We start from the raw sequence: 17283 nt of genomic DNA, 5'->3' as shown, positions 1-17283 counted from the left end.
TTATGTGTCTAACGGGCCATCGTGCGCCGGGCCATCGACCGCCACAGGTCGTTGCTCGGACGCATCTGGTCCATCAGTTCCCGCTCCCAGGTGTTCTCGACGGTGACCCCCGCCGTGGCGCAGGCCTGCCGCGCGACGACGGTGTCGTCCGCGAACTGGTCGGCCCACGCGCCGTCCTCACCCACGAGGACGATTCGCGCACCGCGCTTGCCGACGTACTCGATGACCGCCTTCGCCCCGCCGTGACCGGCGGCGAACGACTTGATGCCCGAAACCAGACCGTTGGGGGCCTGGGCGGGGGCGGCCTGCTGAGCCGTCAGCGTCGTATCGGAACCATCTGCCATGACGCGAAGCCTAAGCAGAGTCCCACCCGTATGTGCGAGAACCATGAACTATTTGTGATGCCAATTACCTGTTGGTTTAAGGAAGACCGCAGGTAATTTGACCGGGCATGTCCGGATAAGGAAGGGCGAAACGGGCGGGGGAGATCGTCACAATCTGTCCGACTTGAGCCACCTGAACTCAGGGCGAAAAAAATTCTGATGAAATCCCGGACCTGCGGAGATCCGGCCACTTCCGGTACCGCGCCCCGGCCGCTCAGAGCAGCGCGTCGAGCGCCACCGCGGCGAAGAGGATCGTCAGGTACGTGGTGGACCAGTGGAACAGCCGCATCGGCTTGACCGCCTCGCCCCGGGCCGCCCGCCGGCAGAGCTTGTGCGCCTCCACCACGAAGATGCCGCCCACCACGAGCGCGGTGACCCCGTAGATCGGGCTCATCCCCAGCGGCCAGACGGCGAGCGAGGAGAGCAGGGTCAGCCACGAGAAGACGATGATCTCGGTGTTGACCCGGCGCACCGACGCCACCACCGGCAGCATCGGGATGCCCGCCCGGGCGTAGTCCGCCTTGTACTTGATGGCCAGCGCGTAGAAGTGCGGCATCTGCCAGAAGAAGACCACCGCGAAGAGCCCCCACGCGGCCGGCGACAGCGAGCCGGTGACCGCGGCCCAGCCGATCAGCACCGGCGCCGCCCCGCACGCCCCGCCCCAGAAGGTGTTCGCGGCGGTGGTCCGCTTGAGCCAGAGCGTGTAGACGAGGTCGTAGTAGGCGATCGCCGCCAGGGTCAGCCCGGCCGCCAGCCAGTTGGTGGCCACGGCCATCAGCGCCACCGAGACCACGGCGAGCACCAGCCCGAAGACCAGCGCGTTGCGCGGCGACACGGTGTGCGCCGGCAGCGGGCGGCGCTTGGTGCGCCGCATCAACTGGTCGATGTCCCGGTCGATGTAGCAGTTGATGACGCTGGCCGCGCCGGCCGCCAGCGAGCCGCCGATCAGCACCACGGCCACCAGCCACAGCGACGGCATGCCGCCGTCGGCGAGCATCATGGCCGGCACCGTGGTCACCAGCAGCAGCTCGACGATCCGGGGCTTGGTCAGCGCCACGTACGCCGAGACGACCGCGCGGACGTCCCGCCGCCCGGTCGCCGGCACCGCGGCCCCCGTGCGCACCGGCGGCTGCCCGGCAGGGTTGCTGACGGGGCGCTCGGTGATCATGCTCACGGATTGCCACCTTCCGGCATCGGCAGGGGGGAGATCGGGGTCGGTCGGAACCCGTCGGGGTCCACACACCGCCCCACACACTACGCGTCGTCGTTTGTGCTGCCCGGGCGACCCGACAACGGTGCGGGGCGTCACAGTCGCGGCGCAAGGGCCGATGCCGCCGGAGACCTGCCGAAGAGCATGCGGTGATCCCCGGGCGGACGTTTAGGACCGCTCGATAGGGTCATCAGTGAGGGTTCCGCCCATCTGCCGAGGAGCACAACCATCGTGGCTGCCAACCGACCCGAGCAACCCGCACTCAACTGGTCCGACCTCGACCGCCGGGCCGTCGACACCGTCCGCGTACTGGCCATGGACGCCGTCGAGAAATCCGGCAACGGCCATCCCGGCACCGCGATGAGCCTCGCGCCCGCGGCGTACCTGCTCTTCAACCGGGTCATGCGGCACAACCCGGCCGACCCGAACTGGCCGGGCCGGGACCGGTTCGTGCTCTCCGCCGGGCACTCCAGCCTGACCCTCTACATCCAGCTCTTCCTCTCCGGCTACCCGCTCGCCCTGGACGACCTCAAGTCGCTGCGGCAGTGGGGCTCGCTCACCCCCGGTCACCCCGAGCACGGGCACACCCCGGGCGTGGAGACCACCACCGGCCCGCTCGGCCAGGGCCTGGGCAACGCGGTCGGCATGGCGATGGCGGCCCGCCGCGAGCGCGGCCTCTTCGATCCGGACCCGGACCGCGCCGACTCGCCGTTCCGGCACGACATCTGGTGCATCGCCTCCGACGGTGACATCGAGGAGGGCATCTCCCACGAGGTCAGCGCGCTCGCCGGGCACCAGCAGCTGGGCAACCTCTGCGTGATCTACGACGACAACGAGATCTCGATCGAGGACGACACCCGGATCGCCAAGAGCGAGGACGTCGCGGCCCGCTACGAGGCGTACGGCTGGCACGTGCAGACCGTCGACTGGCGGCGCGGCGACGCCGACCAGGACGACTACCACGAGGACGTCGAGGCGCTCCACCAGGCGCTGCTGGCCGCGAAGGCCGAGACGAACCGTCCCTCGTTCGTCGCGCTGCGCACCATCATCGGCTGGCCCGCGCCGAACAAGAAGAACACCGGCAAGATCCACGGCTCCGCGCTCGGCGCGGACGAGGTGAAGGCCACCAAGGAGATCCTCGGCTTCGACCCGCAGCAGACCTTCCAGGTCGACGAGGAGGTTCTCGGGCACGCCCGGAAGGTGCTGGAGCGGGGCGCCGAGGCGCAGGCCGCGTGGACCACCGCCTTCGACGCGTGGGCGAAGGCCAACCCGGAGCGCAAGGCGCTCTGGGACCGGATGGCCGTCCGGCAGCTGCCGCAGGGCTGGACCGACGCGCTGCCCACCTTCCCGACCGACGCGAAGGGCGTGGCCACCCGGGCCGCCTCCGGCAAGGTGCTGGAGGCCCTGGCGCCGGTCCTGCCCGAACTCTGGGGCGGCTCGGCCGACCTGGCGGAGAGCAACAACACCACCATGAAGGGCGAGCCGTCCTTCATCCCGGCGGTGCACGCCACCAAGGACTTCCCGGGCGACGAGTACGGCCGCACCCTGCACTTCGGCATCCGTGAGCACGCCATGGGCGCGATCCTCAACGGCATCGCCCTGCACGGCGGCACCCGGGTGTACGGCGGCACGTTCCTGGTCTTCAGCGACTACATGCGCCCGTCCGTCCGGCTCGCGGCGCTGATGAAGCTCCCGGTGACGTACGTCTGGACGCACGACTCGATCGGCCTCGGCGAGGACGGCCCGACCCACCAGCCGGTGGAGCACCTGACCGCGCTGCGGGCCATCCCCGGCCTGGACGTGGTCCGCCCGGCCGACGCCAACGAGACCGCGTGGGCGTGGCGGCAGGCGCTGGAGCACACCGACCGGCCGACCGCGCTGGCGCTGTCCCGCCAGCCGCTGCCGACCATCGACCGGGAGCAGTTCGGTCCCGCCGAGGGCACCGCCAAGGGCGGTTACGTGCTGGCCGAGGCGTCCAACGGCAAGCCGCAGGTGATCATCGTCGGCACCGGCTCCGAGGTGCAGCTCTGCCTCACCGCCCGGGAGCGGCTGGAGGCCGACGGCACCCCCACCCGGGTCGTCTCGATGCCCTGCCAGGAGTGGTTCTACGAGCAGGACGAGGCGTACCGGGAGTCGGTGCTGCCGCGCGGGGTAAAGGCACGGGTGAGCGTGGAGGCGGGCATCGCGATGTCCTGGCGCGGGATCGTCGGCGACAGCGGCGAGAGCGTGAGCCTGGAGCACTACGGCGCGAGCGCCCCGCACACCGTGCTCTTCGAGCAGTTCGGGTTCACCCCCGACCGGATCGTGGCCGCCGCGCACGCGGCGCTGACCCGGGTGGGCGACATCACCGGTTTCACGACCGGCAACTGAGGGGAGCGTGGACGGCATGACGGACAAGCTGAGCGAACTCACCGCCGCGGGTGTGGCGGTCTGGCTCGACGACCTTTCCCGGGTACGGCTGAGCTCCGGCGGGCTGGACCAGCTCCGCCGCGAGTGCCACGTGGCCGGCGTGACCACCAACCCGACGATCTTCGCGAAGGCGCTCAGCGACGCCGACGAGTACAGCTGGCAGCTGAAGGACCTGGCCACCCGTGGCCTGGAGGTCGAGGAGGCGGTCCGCATGCTCACGACGTACGACGTGCGCTGGGCCTGCGACGTGATGCGCCCGTCGTACGACGGCAGCGCCGGGGTGGACGGCCGGGTCTCGATCGAGGTCGACCCGCGGCTGGCCCACGAGTCGGAGAAGACCGTCGCCGAGGCGAAGGCGCTCTGGTGGCTGGTCGACCGGCCGAACCTCTTCATCAAGATCCCGGCGACCGAGGAGGGCCTGCCGGCGATCACGGCGACTCTGGCCGAGGGGATCAGCGTCAACGTGACGCTGATCTTCGGGCTGGACCGCTACTCGGCGGTCATGGAGGCCTTCCTCGCCGGCCTGGAGCAGGCGAAGGCGAACGGGCACGACCTGTCCAAGATCGGCTCGGTCGCCTCGTTCTTCGTCTCCCGCGTCGACAGCGAGGTCGACAAGCGGCTGGAGAAGATCGGCTCCGACGAGGCGAAGGCGCTGCGTGGCAAGGCCGCGATCGCCAACGCCAAGCTGGCGTACGAGCGCTACAGCGAGGTCTTCTCCTCGTCGCGCTGGCAGGCCCTGGCCGACGCCGGCGCCCACCCGCAGCGCCCGCTCTGGGCCTCCACCTCGACGAAGAACCCGGACTACCGGGACGTGATCTACGTCGAGGAGCTGATCGCCCCCGGCACGGTCAACACCATGCCGGAGTCGGTCATCCACGCGTACGCCGACCACGGCGAGACCCGGGGCGACACCATCACCGGCTCGTACGACGAGGCCCGGAAGGTCTTCACCGACCTCCAGGCCGTCGGCGTGGACATGGCCGACGTGATCGCCACCCTGGAGCGCGAGGGCGTGGAGAAGTTCGAGGCGAGCTGGCTGGAGCTGCTCGACGGGGTGAAGAAGTCGCTGACCGAGGCGGCCAAGGGCACCGGCAAGCCGGGCCGGGCCGCCAAGGGCAACGCGCAGGCCGCCCAGCAGGCCGGGGGCAACGCGTGACGATCGGCGTCGGATGCGCCCCGGGGTCTCCCGGGGCGCGCCCCGCCGTCGTCCGGCCCGGTCCGGTGGCGACATGAGCGACCTGCTGACCGGCCCGGTGGACGCGGCGGCCGGGCTGGCCGTGTACGGCGCGGACCCGGTCGACCGGTCCGCGCCGGCGTCCGTCCGGGCGGCCCTGGTGGAGCGGGACGTCCCCGGCCGGCTCGCCGCGAAGGACCCCACCCTGTGGGGACCGGCGGCGCAGGACGGGGCCCGGACCCGGCTCGGCTGGCTGGACACCCACCTGCGCAGCCGAGAGCTGCTCCCCCAGCTCGCCGAGCTGATCGACGAGCTGGCCGACCTGGACCACGTGGTGCTCGCCGGGATGGGCGGCTCCTCGCTGGCCTCCGAGGTGATCGCCCGCGCCCTGGGCCGCCCGCTGACCGTGCTGGACACCACCGACCCGGGGCAGGTCCGCGCGGCGCTGGCCGACCGGCTGGAGCGCACCGTCGTGGTGATCTCCAGCAAGTCCGGCACGACGGTGGAGACCGACAGCCACCGGCGGGCCTACTGGCAGGCCTTCCTCGACGCGGGGATGACCGAGGCGGAGGCCGCCCGGCACGTCGTGGTGGTCACCGACCCCGGCTCGCCGTTGGCGGCGATCGCCGCCGAGCTGGGCGTGGTGACCATCCCCGCCGATCCGGAGGTGGGCGGCCGGTACTCGGCGCTGACCGCGTTCGGCCTGGTCCCGGCGGCGCTGGCCGGGGTGCCGGTGATGGAGCTGCTCGACGACGCCGAGGCGCTGGGCGAATCGTTGGGCCGGGACCGGGACAACCCGGCACTGGCCCTGGGCGCGGCGCTCGGCGCGGCGGCCACCACCGGCCGGGACACCGTCGCGCTGGTCGACGACGGCACCGGCCTGGACGGGCTGGGCGACTGGGTCGAACAGCTGCTCGCCGAGTCCACCGGCAAGGCCGGCCTCGGCCTGCTGCCGGTCGTCGTCGAGTCCCCGCAGGCGCCCGGCGCGACCGGTCCCGGCGTGCTCACCGTCGCCTACGGCGGCGCGCTGCCGGCCGGTGACGTGCCGGGGGGCGGCGGCGCGGACGTCGCGGTCAACGGGCCGCTCGGCGCCCAGTTCCTGACCTGGGAGTACGCCACCGCCGTCGCCTGCGCGGTGCTCGGGGTCGACCCGTTCGACCAGCCGAACGTCGCGGAGAGCAAGGACAACACCGCCCGCCTGCTGGCCGCCGGTCCCCCGGCCGAGACGCCGTCGTTCACCGAGGGCGCGATCGAGGCGTACGCCCCGGCGGGCGCCCCCGGCGACCTGGCCGGCCTGCTGCGGTGGCTGCTCGACGGGCTCGGCGACGACGGCTACCTGGCGGTGTCGGCGTACCTCGACCGGTACGCGGACGCCGACGTGGCCGGCCTGCGCCCGCTGCTCGCCGCGGCCACCGCCCGGCCGGTGACCTTCGGGTGGGGCCCCCGCTACCTGCACTCCACCGGCCAGTACCACAAGGGCGGTCCCGCCGTCGGCAGCCATCTTCAGCTGACCGGCGCGGTCGCCGATGATCTGCCGGTGCCCGGCCGTCCGTACACCTTCGGGGAGCTTCAGGCGGCGCAGGCCGCCGGCGACCGGCAGGCCCTCGCCGACCGGGACCGACCGGTGCTGCGACTGCACCTGACCGACCGGGCGGCCGGCATCGCCCAGCTCCTCGTTGCGGCCGGACGGCACTGACGTGACGATGGACGAGACGAACCCCGCGGGGCAAGGGGACACCGGTGAGCGCGACGAGCGAGCCGGTGCCGCGAACCCCGCAGTCGCGAATCGAGGAGATACGTTGAACCCGCTGCGCGACCCCCAGGACCGGCGGCTGCCCCGGATCCCGGAGCCCTGCGCTCTGGTGATCTTCGGCGTCACCGGTGACCTGGCGCGGAAGAAGTTGCTGCCGGCGGTCTACGACCTGGCGAACCGGGGACTGCTGCCGCCCGGCTTCGTGGTCCTGGGCTTCGCCCGGCGGGACTGGGGCGACGGTGACTTCGAGACCCTGGCCTGCGAGGCGGCCCGCAAGCACGCCCGCACCCCCTGGCGGGACGAGGTCTGGGCCCGGCTGGCCGGCAACATCAAGTTCGTCGGCGGCTCGTTCGACGACGACGCGGCCTTCGACCAGCTCGCCACCACGCTGGACGAGCTGCGCACCAGCCACGGCATCCCCGGCAACGCCGCCTTCTACTTCTCCATCCCCCCGGCGGCCTTCCCGGTGGTGCTCAAGCAGCTCGCCCGCACCGGCATGGCGGACAACGCCAAGTCCGGCGGCTGGCGGCGGGTCGTGGTGGAGAAGCCGTTCGGCAACGACCTGCCCTCCGCGAAGGAGCTCAACGACCTGGTCGACGACGTCTTCACCGGGCAGGACGTCTTCCGGATCGACCACTACCTGGGCAAGGAGACGGTCCAGAACATCCTGGCCCTGCGGTTCGCCAACAACCTCTTCGAGCCGCTGTGGAACTCCAAGTACGTCGACTCGGTGCAGATCACCATGGCCGAGGACGTCGGCATCGGCACCCGGGCCGGCTTCTACGACACCGTCGGCACCGCCCGCGACGTGCTCCAGAACCACCTGCTGCAACTCCTCGCCCTGGTGGCGATGGAGGAGCCGACCAGCTTCGACGCCGACGAGATCCGCGCCGAGAAGCTCAAGGTGCTCAAGGCCATCACGGTGCCGAAGGACGTGGCCCGGGACACCGTCCGCGGCCAGTACCTGCCCGGCTGGGTCGGCGGGGAGCGCGCCGTCGGCTACCTGGACGAGGAGGGCGTGCCGGACGACTCGACCACCGAGACGTACGTCGCCGTCCGGCTCGGCATCCAGAACCGCCGCTGGGCGGGGGTGCCCTTCTACATCCGCGCCGGCAAGCGGCTGCCCCGCCGGGTCACCGAGGTGGCCATCATGTTCAAGAAGGCGCCGCACCTGCCGTTCAACCCGGCGGACATGGAGTCGCTCGGCCCCAACCAGCTCGTCATCCGGGTCCAGCCGGACGAGGGCGTGGTGCTGAAGTTCGGCTCCAAGGTGCCCGGCACGACGATGGAGGTCCGCGACATCGCGATGGACTTCCAGTACGGCGAGGCGTTCACCGAGTCCAGCCCCGAGGCGTACGAGCGGCTGGTGCTGGACGTGCTGATCGGCGACCGGACGCTCTTCCCGGACGCCGCCGAGGTGGAGCAGAGCTGGCAGGTCGTGGACCCGCTGGAGCACGCCTGGACGGGCACGAAGCCGGAGCCGTACCGGGCCGGTGAGTGGGGGCCGCGCGCGGCCGACGAGATGCTGGCCCGCGAGGGCCGGGCCTGGCGGCGGGCATGACCGAGCAGAGCTGGAGGATCCGTTGATCGGCTTGTGGGACACCACCGGCAACGAGGTGGTCAAGGCGCTCGCCGCCGAGCGGCGCAGCGCCGGCGGGGTGGCCAGCGGCATGGCGCTCACCCTGATCGTGGTGGCGGACGAGAAGCAGGTCCGGGAGGCGGAGGCGGCGGCGACCATCGCGGCGGCCGCCCACCCGTGCCGGATCATCGTGGTGGTCCGCTCCGACGTCGAGCGGGACCGTAACCGGCTGGACGCCGAGATCGTCGTCGGCGGCCGGCTCGGCCCGTGCGAGGCCGTGGTCACCCGGATGTACGGGCGGCTGGCCCTGCACGCCGAGTCGGTGGTGATGCCGCTGCTGGTGCCGGACGTGCCGGTGGTGACCTGGTGGCACGGCGAGCCCCCGGTGGAGATCTCGACCGACTTCCTCGGCGTGGTGGCCGACCGGCGGATCACCGACGCGGCGCAGGCGGCCGACCCGATCGCGGCGCTGAAGCAGCGGGCGGTGGACTACGCCCCCGGCGACACCGACCTGGCGTGGACCCGGATCACCCCGTGGCGCACCCTGGTCGCCGGGGCGTTCGACACCACCCAGGCCCGGGTCACCGAGGCGACCGTGGTGGCACCGCGGACCGACCCGACGGCGGCGCTGATGCGCGGCTGGCTGGCCGCCCGGCTCGGCATCGACCCGGTCTGGGAGCACACCGACGAATACCCGCGGATGCGCGAGGTGCAGCTGCGCTGCGCCAACGGCGACGAGTTGACCCTGAGCCGGGACGACAGCATCGCGCGGTTCCGGCGTACCGGCCAGGACGACCGGACGCTGCCGCTGGTGCGTCGGCCGCTCGGTGACGAGCTGGCCGAGGAGCTGCGGCGGCTCGACGCCGACCAGGTCTACGCGGAGGCGCTGGGCGCCACCGCCGGCCTCTCCGGGCTGGACCAGCGCCCCGCCCACCGGCGGCACGTGTGGAAGGACCCGGCGACCGCCCAGCGAGCCGAGGCGGGGATCAGCGCGCACGCCGGCGCGACCGCGCACGAGTGAGCGCGGTCGACGGCGTACGGGGCCGCTCGGCGGCCGGACAGCGACAGGTGACCGCGTTGCGGTCGGAACACGAAGGCACAACGAATGAGTGAGGCGAGTGTCGCCGTCCACGCCGACGCCGATCTGCTGGCGCAGGCGGTGGCGGCCCGGCTGGTGGTGAAGCTGCTCGACGCGCAGGCGGACCGGGGCCAGGCCTCGGTGGTGCTGACCGGCGGGCGGATCGCCGCAGCGGTGTACCGGGCGGTGGCGGCGCTGCCGGCCCGCGACGCCGTCGACTGGTCCCGGGTCGACGTCTGGTGGGGCGACGAGCGCTTCCTGCCGGCCGGCGACCCGGAGCGCAACGAGACCCAGGCCCGGGCGGCGCTGCTGGACGCGGTGCCGCTGGACCCGGCCCGGATCCACCCGATGCCGGCCTCGGACGGCCCGGCCGGCAACGACCCCGAGGGGGCCGCCGCCCGGTACGCCGAGGAGCTGGCCACGGCGGCCCGCCCGGGGCACGCCGCGCTCCCCCACTTCGACGTGCTGATGCTGGGGGTGGGCGAGGACGGGCACGTGGCGTCGGTCTTCCCGGAGCACCCCGTGCACCACGACAGCCGGCCGGTCAGCGCGGTGCGGGGCAGCCCGAAGCCGCCGCCGGTGCGGACCACGCTCACCCTGACGGCGATCAACACCGCCGAGGAGGTCTGGCTGGTGGCCAGCGGGGCGGACAAGTCCCGGGCGGTGGGGATGGCGCTGGCCGGGGCGGGTCCGGTGCAGCTGCCGGCGGCGGGGGCGCACGGCGTCGCCCGTACCCTCTGGCTGCTGGACCGGGCGGCGGCGGCCGACGTGCCGGCCCGCCTGCGCAGCCTCCGCTGATCCTGCGACGAAGGGGCCCCTGCCACTGGCAGGGGCCCCTTCGCGTGCGACACCGGCGGACAAAGCACTGCGCGCGGCCCGTCGTGACGGACCGCGCGCAGAAGATACGACCTTGACGCCGCCGGTCAGGACCCGCTGCTCATCTGGAGGCGCAGCCAGAGGCCGATCCCCACGATGCAGGCGAACCAGACGATCCCCACCAGGACGGTGTAGCGGTCGAGGTTCTTCTCGGCCACCGACGACCCGGCGAGGCTGGAGCTGACGCCACCGCCGAACATGCTCGACATCCCGCCGCCCTTACCTCGGTGCAGCAGGATCAGCAGGGTGAGCATGATGCTCGTGATGATCAACAACACGATCAACGTGTATGCGAACGCGATCGGCATGGTTGCGGTCAGTCCTCTCGTAGCGATCATCTGCCCGGGCTGGTCGGGCACGCGGCACCGGCCTGCGGACGGGCAGGGTCAAGGATAGCGAGCGATCAGCGGGCGATGTGCTCCGGGAACCGGCAGATCTTCGCGAACTCCTCGGCGTCCAGGCTCGCACCCCCGACCAGCGCCCCGTCCACGTCCGGCTGAGCCATGATCGAGGCGACGTTCGAGGACTTGACCGAACCGCCGTAGAGGATCCGGACCTGGTCCGCCGTGCCCTGGCCGTAGGTCTCGACCAGCCGCTTGCGGACCTCCCCGCACACCTCCTGGGCGTCCTCCGGAGTGGCCGTCTTGCCGGTGCCGATCGCCCAGACCGGCTCGTACGCCACGACGACCTTGGTGACCTGCTCGGGGGTGAGCCCCTTCAGGGCCCCGTCGAGCTGGTCGCAGCAGTGCGGCACGTGCCGCAGCTGCTCCCGGATCTCCAGCCCCTCGCCGATGCAGAGGATCGGGGTGAGCCCGTTGGCCAGCGCGGCGGCCACCTTGGCGTTGACGATCGCGTCGTCCTCGTAGTGGTACTGCCGCCGCTCGGAGTGCCCGACCACCACGTACGTGCAGCCCAGCTTGGCCAGCATCGCACCGGAGATGTCCCCGGTGTACGCCCCCGACTGGTACGGCGACAGGTCCTGCCCGCCGTAGCCGATCAGCAGCTTGTCGCCGTCCACCGCGGTCTGCACGGTACGCAGGTCGGTGAAAGGCGGCAGGACCACCGTCTCGACGTCGGTGAGGTGCTTCTCGGTGAGGCTCGCCGCCAACTTCTGCAGCAGCAGGTTCGCCTCGAGGTGGTTCAGGTTCATCTTCCAGTTGCCGGCCATCAGCGGCCGGCGGGTGAAGCCCGCCATCAGTCCTCCAGCGCCGCGATGCCAGGGAGGGTCTTGCCCTCCAGGTATTCCAGGGAGGCGCCGCCACCGGTGGAGATGTGCCCGAACGACGACTCGTCGAGGCCCAGGGCGCGGACCGCCGCGGCGGAGTCACCGCCGCCGACCACGCTGAACGCGTCGGCCTTCGCGATCGCCTCGGCCACCCCGCGGGTGCCGTTGGCGAACGCCGGCATCTCGAACACACCCATCGGGCCGTTCCAGAAGATCGTCCGCGCACCTCCGGGTTCTCCGCAGGCGGCGTCCTTGATGGCGGCGGCGAAGCCGGCGACCGTCTCCGGGCCGATGTCCAGCCCCAGCCGGTGGCTCGGGATGCCGTCGGCGGGCACCGTGTCGTGCGCGGCGTCCGGGGCGAAGGCGTCCGCGGCCACCACGTCGACCGGGAGCATGATCTTGCCCTCGGACCGCTCCAGGAGGTTGCGGCAGGTCTCCACCATCTCCTCCTCCAGCAGCGAGGAGCCCACCTCGTGGCCCTGCGCCTTGAGGAAGGTGAAGCACATCCCGCCGCCGATGAGCAGTCGGTCGACCGTCGGCAGCAGGGCCTCGATCACCGCCAGCTTGTCGGAGACCTTGGAGCCGCCGAGCACCACCACGTACGGGCGCTCCGGCTCGCCGGTCAGCTTGCCGAGCACCTCGACCTCGCGCAGCACGAGCCGGCCGGCCACGTGCGGCAGCCGGGCCGGCACGTCGTAGACGCTGGCGTGCTTGCGGTGCACGGCGCCGAAGGCGTCGTCCACGTACGCGTCGCCGAACGCGGCGAGCTGGTCGGCGAAGGCGCCCCGCTCGGCCTCGTCCTTGCTGGTCTCGCCCTTGTTGAAGCGCAGGTTCTCCAGCAGCGCGACCTGACCGTCGGCCAGGCCCGCCACGGTGGAGCGGGCGGAGTCACCGACGGTGTCCTCCGCGAAGTGCACCGGCGCGCCGAGCAGCTCACCCAGCCGGCCGGCGACCGGCCGGAGGCTGAACTGCGGGTCCGGCGCGCCCTTGGGGCGACCCAGGTGGGAGCAGACGACCACCTTGGCGCCGGCCTGCACCAGCGCGCTCAGCGTCGGCAGGACGGCCCGGATCCGGCCGTCGTCGGTGATCTCACCGGTCTGCTTGTCGAGCGGGACGTTCAGGTCGGCGCGCACCAGCACGCGCCGACCCGACACCCCCTCGGCGAGCAGGTCGTCGAGGTTGCGGATCGTCACAGCGACTGACCCACCAGCTTGACGAGGTCGACGAGGCGGTTGGAGTAGCCCCACTCGTTGTCGTACCAGCCGACGACCTTGACCTGGTTGCCGATCACCTTGGTCAGCGGCGCGTCGAAGATGCACGACGACGGGTCGGTGACGATGTCGGCGGAGACGATCGGGTCCTCGTTGTAGCTGAGGAAGCCCTTGAGCGGGCCCTCGGCGGCGGCCTTCAGCGCGGCGTTGACCTCGTCCACCGTGGTCTCCCGGCCGACCTCGACGGTCAGGTCGGTGGCGGAGCCGGTCGGGATCGGCACCCGCAGCGCGTAACCGTCCAGCTTGCCCTTCAGCTCCGGCAGCACCAGGCCGATCGCCTTCGCGGCACCGGTCGAGGTGGGGACGATGTTCAGCGCGGCGGCCCGGGCCCGACGCAGGTCCTTGTGCGGCGCGTCCTGCAGGTTCTGGTCCTGGGTGTACGCGTGGATGGTGGTCATCAGACCCTTGGTGATGCCGAAGGTGTCGTGCAGGACCTTCGCCATCGGGGCCAGGCAGTTGGTGGTGCAGGAGGCGTTCGAGATGATGGTGTGCTTGGCCGGGTCGTACTGGTCGTGGTTGACGCCCATGACGACCGTGACGTCCTCGTTCTTCGCCGGGGCGGAGATGATGACCTTCTTGGCCCCGCCGTCGACGTGCGCCTTGGCCTTGGTGGCGTCGGTGAAGAACCCGGTGGACTCGATGACGACGTCGGCGCCGACCTCGCCCCACGGCAGCTTCGCCGGGTCCTTCTCGGCGTACGCCTTGATGGTCTTGCCGCCCACGGTGATCTCGTCGGCGGTGGCCTTCACCTCGTGCGGCAGGCGGCCCAGGATGCTGTCGTACTTGAGCAGGTGGGCGAGAGTCGCGTTGTCGGTCAGGTCGTTGACCGCGACGACCTCGATGTCAGCGCCGGACGCCAGCACTGCCCGGAAGAAGTTACGGCCGATCCGGCCGAAGCCGTTGATGCCAACCCGGATGGTCACAGGTCCCATCTCCTCGCGTTCTGGTCCGCCGGCGTCAGACCCCGACCGGCGGAGATTGTTCGCCGACCGTTGGAGCCGGCCGTTGACGGTTCATCTCGGCCACCTCGCCGCGGTCTGGAGGACCTGACCGCCGGAGGCGGTGAGCACGGCGAGGAGTGCCTGTGCGCGGCCCCCTTGCCGTACGCAGCGACCCTATCCGAGCGTGCGGCGCCGCGCTGCGTCGGGTGGTGATCCCGCTCGCAGAGTGGCGACCCACCGTCCTATCAGACCACGAGCATGTCGGGCGTGACGGCCGCTTCCGTATCCGGGATGCCCAGGTCGCGGGCCCGCTTGTCGGCGAGCGCCAGCAGCCGGCGGATCCGGCCGGCGATGGCGTCCTTGGTCAACGGCGGGTCGGCCAGCGCGCCGAGCTCCTCCAGCGAGGCCTGCCGGTGCTCCAGCCGCAGCCGGCCGGCCGAGGTCAGGTGGTTGGGCGCGTCCTCGGCGAGGATCTCCAGCGCGCGGGTGACCCGGGCCGCCGCGGCGACCGCCGCGCGGGCAGACCGGCGCAGGTTGGCGTCGTCGAAGTTGGCCAGCCGGTTCGCGGTGGCCCGCACCTCGCGGCGGACCCGGCGCTCCTCCCAGGCCAGCACGCTGGAGTGGGCGCCGATCCGGGTGAGCAGCGCGGCGATCGCGTCGCCGTCCTTGACCACCACCCGGTCGACCTGGCGGACCTCGCGGTTCTTCGCCACGATGCCGATCCGGCGGGCCGCGCCGACCAGCGCGAGGGCCGACTCCGGGCCGGGGCAGGTGATCTCCAGCGCGCTGGAACGGCCCGGCTCGGTCAGCGAGCCGTGGGCCATGAACGCGCCCCGCCACGCGGAGACCGCGCAGCAGACGTTCGCGGCGACCACGTGCGGCGGCAGGCCCCGCACCGGACGACCCCGCACGTCGAGCAGCCCGGTCTGGCGGGCCAGCGCCTCGCCGTCCTTGACCACCCGGACGATGAAGTGGCTGCCCTTGCGCAGCCCGCCGGAGGCGAGCACGTGGATCTCGCTCGGGTAGCCGTAGACCTCGGCGATCTCCCGCCGCAGCCGCCGGGCCACCGCGCCGGTGTCCAGCTCGGCCTCGACCACCACGCGACCCGACACGATGTGCAGCCCACCGGCGAAGCGCAGCAGGGCGGCCATCTCCGCCCGCCGGCAGCAGGGCTTGGGCACGTCGACCCGACTCAGCTCGTCCTTGACCGCAGCCGTCATCGCCATAGTGCGCCCCTCCACGGACCGGTACCGGCGTGTCGCCGGTGATTACGTACGTGCTTAACGATCGGCGCCCAGGACAGGCACCAGCGCGGCGCCCAGGGCAGCCGGATCATGACGGGGTGTGCCGTCGAGGACGGCGACGGGAGCGAGGACCAGCCGGGCACCCAGCGATTCTGCCGCACGTTCGACCGCCTCGGGGTCACCCACCGCCGTGCAGTCCGCCAGCACCATGTCCAGCTTCAGCTCGGGCAGATAGCGGCGCAGGGTGGCCAGATGGTCGGCCAGGGACAGCCCCCGGGTCTCCTTCTCGGCCACCAGGTTGAGGGTCACCAGCCGTCGGGCCGGGCTGGCGACGATCGCGTGGGCCAGCCCCGGCACCAACAGGTGCGGCAGCACGCTGGTGTACCAGCTGCCCGGCCCGAAGATCAACCAGTCCGCCGCGCCGATCGCCGCGACCGCCTCGGCACAGGCGGCCGGGGCGGCGGGCGTGAGCAGCAGTGACTCGACCTGCCCGGTGGTCACCGCCACCTGGTGCTGGCCGCGTACGGTGCGGATCTCGTCGGGGCGGTCCGGGGCCGCGCCACGGACCCGGGCCTCGATCCCGACGGGCTGCCGGGACATCGGCAGCACCCGGCCCACCGCGCCGAGCATCGCGCCGGCGTGGTCGAGGGCGGCCACCGGGTCGCCGAGCTGCTCCATCAGGCCGCACAGCACCAGGTTGCCGACGGCGTGCCCGGCCAGCCCGTCCCCCGCGACCGCGCCGGGGCCGCCGACGGCGGCGTAGCGGTGCTGGAAGAGGTCGGCGCTGCGCCGGGTGGCCGGGTGGTCACCGGCCAGCGCGACCAGGGCCTGCCGCAGGTCACCCGGGGGCAGGCCGCCCCGCTCGGCGCGCAACCGGCCGCTGGAGCCGCCGTCGTCGCCGACGGTGACCACCGCGGTGATGTCCAGGTCGAGTTCGGGTACGCAGTGCCGCAGCGCCCGCAGGGACGCCGAGAGCCCGTGCCCGCCACCGAAGGCGACGACCTTCGTACGGGTCATTCCCGCCCCAGGTCCCGGTGCTGCGCGTTGGCCGAGAGACCGGACTGGCGCAGCCGACCGGAGAGCTCCTCGGCGATGGCGACGCTGCGGTGCTTGCCGCCGGTGCAGCCGACCGCCACGGTCAGGTAGCGCTTGCCCTCCCGCTCGAAGCCGGCGGTGGTGGCGTTGACCAGGTCCGCGTACGCGGAGACGAAGGCGTCCGCGCCCTCCTGCCCGAGCACGTACGAGCTGACCGCCTCCTCCCGCCCGGTGTGCTCCCGCAGCTCCGGCACCCAGTACGGGTTGGGCAGGAACCGGGCGTCGAGCACGAAGTCGGCGTCCGGCGGCAGGCCGTACTTGAAGCCGAAGGAGAGCACGGTGACCCGCAGCTGACGGGCGTCCTCGCCGCCGAAGAGCTCCTCGACCCGGCGGCGCAGCTGGTTGACGTTCAGGTGGCTGGTGTCGATGATCACGTCGGCCTGGTCGCGGGCCTCCTCCAGCAGCGCCCGCTCGTTGGCGATGCCGTCGGCGAGCCGCCCCTCGCCCTGCAACGGGTGCGAGCGGCGCACGCTCTCGAAGCGGCGGATCAGCACCTCGTCGTCGGCGTCGACGAAGACCACCCGGGGCGAGAAGCCGCGCTCCTTCAGCTCCCGGATCGCGCCGGCCAGGTCGGTGGAGAAGGCCCGCGACCGGACGTCCAGCACCATCGCCGTACGCCGGGCCGCGCCGCCGGCCTTGGAGGCCAGCTCGGCCATGTCCAGCAGCAACGCCTGGGGCAGGTTGTCGACCACGTAGTAGCCGACGTTCTCCAGCGCCCGGGCCACCGTGCTGCGGCCGCCGCCGGAGAGGCCGGTGACCACCACCAGGCTGGTCTCCTCCGCCGGCTGCCCGGCCACCGCCGGCACCGCCGTCCCCGTCGGCACCAGGTCCGCCGTCGTCCGCGCCTCGCTCACCCGTTACCCCCTGGCCGTGGCGCCGCGGCCGGTCGGCCGCGCGTGGTCAATCAGCGACTCTAACGGCTGGGACCCCGCCCGGGATTCCACGGGGTGACGACCGGAACAACCGGTTGTCCGGTTCCCGCCGGTCACCGCCACGGCGGCGCGGGGCGGGACGGGGTGTCGGGGGACGCTCGTAGACTGCGCGA

General features: G+C 72.4%; 15 protein-coding genes. 6 read left to right on the top strand and 9 right to left on the bottom strand.

Annotation, left to right across the window (positions count from 1 at the left end; all coding sequences use genetic code 11):
• Nucleotides 1-8: 8 nt before the first annotated feature.
• Together ABUL08_RS03075 and ABUL08_RS03070 are read right to left on the bottom strand one after the other, a co-directional pair.
• The gene (locus ABUL08_RS03075) at nucleotides 9-344 is read right to left on the bottom strand and encodes a hypothetical protein (RefSeq protein ID WP_350934296.1); all 336 of its coding nucleotides are present in this window, start codon (nucleotides 342-344) and stop codon (nucleotides 9-11) included.
• A gap of 253 nt (nucleotides 345-597) precedes the next feature.
• Nucleotides 598-1557 (bottom strand): heme o synthase, encoded by a 960-nt coding sequence (locus tag ABUL08_RS03070; RefSeq protein WP_350934295.1) that lies wholly within the window; start codon nucleotides 1555-1557, stop codon nucleotides 598-600.
• A gap of 267 nt (nucleotides 1558-1824) precedes the next feature.
• Between ABUL08_RS03070 and tkt the strand changes: the two genes are divergently transcribed.
• From tkt to pgl, 6 genes are all read left to right on the top strand, one after another.
• Nucleotides 1825-3963, top strand: a complete 2139-nt coding sequence (gene tkt / locus ABUL08_RS03065) for a transketolase (RefSeq protein ID WP_350934292.1) — start codon at nucleotides 1825-1827, stop codon at nucleotides 3961-3963.
• Nucleotides 3964-3979: 16 nt separating this feature from the next.
• A complete protein-coding gene (gene tal / locus ABUL08_RS03060; RefSeq protein ID WP_350934290.1) occupies nucleotides 3980-5158 on the top strand; it encodes a transaldolase in 1179 nt (392 codons plus the stop codon).
• 73 nt (nucleotides 5159-5231) lie between these two features.
• A complete protein-coding gene (locus ABUL08_RS03055) occupies nucleotides 5232-6872 on the top strand; it encodes a glucose-6-phosphate isomerase (RefSeq protein ID WP_350934288.1) in 1641 nt (546 codons plus the stop codon).
• Nucleotides 6873-6975: 103 nt separating this feature from the next.
• Nucleotides 6976-8490: a glucose-6-phosphate dehydrogenase gene (zwf, locus tag ABUL08_RS03050; RefSeq protein ID WP_350934287.1), complete on the top strand. Its 1515-nt coding sequence runs from the start codon at nucleotides 6976-6978 to the stop codon at nucleotides 8488-8490.
• 22 nt (nucleotides 8491-8512) lie between these two features.
• Nucleotides 8513-9529 (top strand): glucose-6-phosphate dehydrogenase assembly protein OpcA, encoded by a 1017-nt coding sequence (locus tag ABUL08_RS03045; RefSeq protein WP_350934285.1) that lies wholly within the window; start codon nucleotides 8513-8515, stop codon nucleotides 9527-9529.
• Between the two features lie 84 nt (nucleotides 9530-9613).
• A complete protein-coding gene (pgl, locus tag ABUL08_RS03040; RefSeq protein ID WP_350934283.1) occupies nucleotides 9614-10384 on the top strand; it encodes a 6-phosphogluconolactonase in 771 nt (256 codons plus the stop codon).
• A 125-nt stretch (nucleotides 10385-10509) separates the two neighbouring features.
• Here pgl and secG read toward each other — a convergent pair whose 3' ends face one another.
• The 7 genes from secG to rapZ form a co-directional block, all read right to left on the bottom strand.
• On the bottom strand, nucleotides 10510-10770 hold the full coding sequence (secG, locus tag ABUL08_RS03035) for a preprotein translocase subunit SecG (RefSeq protein ID WP_350934281.1): 261 nt from the start codon (nucleotides 10768-10770) through the stop codon (nucleotides 10510-10512).
• Nucleotides 10771-10865: 95 nt separating this feature from the next.
• Nucleotides 10866-11657 (bottom strand): triose-phosphate isomerase, encoded by a 792-nt coding sequence (gene tpiA, locus ABUL08_RS03030; protein ID WP_350934278.1) that lies wholly within the window; start codon nucleotides 11655-11657, stop codon nucleotides 10866-10868.
• Nucleotides 11657-12880, bottom strand: a complete 1224-nt coding sequence (locus tag ABUL08_RS03025) for a phosphoglycerate kinase (protein WP_350934276.1) — start codon at nucleotides 12878-12880, stop codon at nucleotides 11657-11659. Before ABUL08_RS03025 ends, tpiA begins: the two co-directional genes overlap by 1 nt.
• Nucleotides 12877-13881, bottom strand: a complete 1005-nt coding sequence (gene gap / locus ABUL08_RS03020) for a type I glyceraldehyde-3-phosphate dehydrogenase (protein ID WP_350934273.1) — start codon at nucleotides 13879-13881, stop codon at nucleotides 12877-12879. The genes ABUL08_RS03025 and gap overlap by 4 nt, the downstream gene beginning before the upstream one ends.
• 263 nt (nucleotides 13882-14144) lie before the next feature.
• Nucleotides 14145-15125 carry a DNA-binding protein WhiA gene (gene whiA, locus ABUL08_RS03015; protein WP_200212777.1) on the bottom strand — a complete coding sequence of 327 codons (981 nt, stop codon included), beginning with the start codon at nucleotides 15123-15125 and terminating at the stop codon, nucleotides 14145-14147.
• 54 nt (nucleotides 15126-15179) lie between these two features.
• Nucleotides 15180-16160 carry a gluconeogenesis factor YvcK family protein gene (locus tag ABUL08_RS03010; RefSeq protein ID WP_350934271.1) on the bottom strand — a complete coding sequence of 327 codons (981 nt, stop codon included), beginning with the start codon at nucleotides 16158-16160 and terminating at the stop codon, nucleotides 15180-15182.
• A complete protein-coding gene (gene rapZ / locus ABUL08_RS03005; RefSeq protein ID WP_350938461.1) occupies nucleotides 16157-17035 on the bottom strand; it encodes an RNase adapter RapZ in 879 nt (292 codons plus the stop codon). Before rapZ ends, ABUL08_RS03010 begins: the two co-directional genes overlap by 4 nt.
• Between the last annotated feature and the right edge of the window lie 248 nt (nucleotides 17036-17283).

This window comes from Micromonospora sp. CCTCC AA 2012012, from assembly GCF_040499845.1.
GTDB classification, from domain to species: Bacteria; Actinomycetota; Actinomycetes; order Mycobacteriales; family Micromonosporaceae; genus Micromonospora; species Micromonospora mangrovi.
The sequence above is the reverse complement of the archived record's forward strand: the minus strand, read 5'-3'. Positions and strand labels throughout refer to the sequence as shown.

What these genes read in the sequence shown, in the direction of transcription:
- ABUL08_RS03075 (WP_350934296.1), bottom strand. Translation starts at nt 344, where the DNA reads ATGGCAGATGGTTCCGATACGACGCTGACGGCTCAGCAGGCCGCCCCC.
- tal (WP_350934290.1), top strand. Translation starts at nt 3,980, where the DNA reads ATGACGGACAAGCTGAGCGAACTCACCGCCGCGGGTGTGGCGGTCTGG.
- ABUL08_RS03055 (WP_350934288.1), top strand. Translation starts at nt 5,232, where the DNA reads ATGAGCGACCTGCTGACCGGCCCGGTGGACGCGGCGGCCGGGCTGGCC.
- pgl (WP_350934283.1), top strand. Translation starts at nt 9,614, where the DNA reads ATGAGTGAGGCGAGTGTCGCCGTCCACGCCGACGCCGATCTGCTGGCG.
- secG (WP_350934281.1), bottom strand. Translation starts at nt 10,770, where the DNA reads ATGCCGATCGCGTTCGCATACACGTTGATCGTGTTGTTGATCATCACG.
- tpiA (WP_350934278.1), bottom strand. Translation starts at nt 11,657, where the DNA reads ATGGCGGGCTTCACCCGCCGGCCGCTGATGGCCGGCAACTGGAAGATG.
- whiA (WP_200212777.1), bottom strand. Translation starts at nt 15,125, where the DNA reads ATGGCGATGACGGCTGCGGTCAAGGACGAGCTGAGTCGGGTCGACGTG.
- ABUL08_RS03010 (WP_350934271.1), bottom strand. Translation starts at nt 16,160, where the DNA reads ATGACCCGTACGAAGGTCGTCGCCTTCGGTGGCGGGCACGGGCTCTCG.